The 1,051-nt window shown below is 78.5% G+C and carries 1 pseudogene; it reads left to right on the top strand.

Annotated features, from left to right (window positions below):
• A pseudogene (locus tag ABT288_RS50045) lies at positions 1–1,051 on the top strand (hypothetical protein); the annotation flags it as partial.

Below are 1,051 nucleotides of genomic sequence, written 5' to 3'. Positions count from 1 at the left end.
GGGACGCGGCCCGCGAGGCCGCCCGCAAGGCCACCGAGCACGCGCGCGAGGCGGCCGCCGCCGAGTCCCGCGCCGAACTGACCGCCGCCCGCGCGGCGGACGCCGCGACGGCGGCCGGGCGCTCCTACGAGGCCGAGCGGCGCCTTGCCGAGTCCCTGGCCGCCGAGGAGCGGCTGGCCGAACTGCTCAGCCTGCCGGGAGCGCAGGGCCGGGCGCGGGTGCCCGCCCAGAGGACGGAGGCGGACGACGACACACGCGGGGGATCCACGGCCGACTCCGCCGTCCCCGCCGAGGGCGGCCCGTTCGCCCCCGAGGAACTCGACCGCTTCGCCGACGAGTTGCGCGAACTCCTCGACGACGCCGTCTCGACCGCCGAACGGCACCTGTTCGAGCTGCGCACCGCCGCCGCCGACGACTCCCGGATCCTGGGTGCGCTCGGTGACGGCGGACTCCTGCCGCCGGGTCCGGACGTCCTGGCCACGGTGGAGTTCCTCGGCGAGCACGGCATCCCGGCACTGCCCGGCTGGCGCTATCTCGCCCAGGCCGTCGACCCCGCCGACCACGCGCGCGTGCTCGCCGCCCGTCCGGAACTGGTCGACGGCGTGATCATCACCGACCCCGACACGCACGCGCGTGCCCGCGAGGTGCTCGGCGACGCCGCCCTGCTGCCCCGCTCCGCCGTCGCCGTGGGCACGGCCGCCGCTCTGCTCGCGCCGCCCCCCGCCGACAGCGCCGCCTCCGGGGACGTCTTCCTCGTGCCGCCGAACCCGGCGATGCACGACGAGCACGCCGCCGACGAGGAACGACAGGCACTGCGCGCGCGGGCGACCGAGCGCGACGAGGAGATCCGCACGCTCGCCGCCCGCCTCGGCAAGGACCGCGAACTGGCCGCCCGGCTCGCCTCCTGGCGCACCGGCTGCCCGGCCGGACGCCTCACCGAACTGGCCCGGGCCGCCCAGGACGCCGGCGCCTTCGCCGAGGAGGCCGAGGCCGAGCTGGCCGAGGCCCGCACCCTGCGCGCGGAGGCCGACGAAGCCGCCGCCGAGGCCGT

The sequence above is a fragment of the Streptomyces sp. NPDC001093 genome (assembly GCF_040298985.1).
Classification (GTDB): Bacteria; Actinomycetota; Actinomycetes; order Streptomycetales; family Streptomycetaceae; genus Streptomyces.
This window is presented reverse-complemented; position numbering and strand designations above follow the sequence as displayed.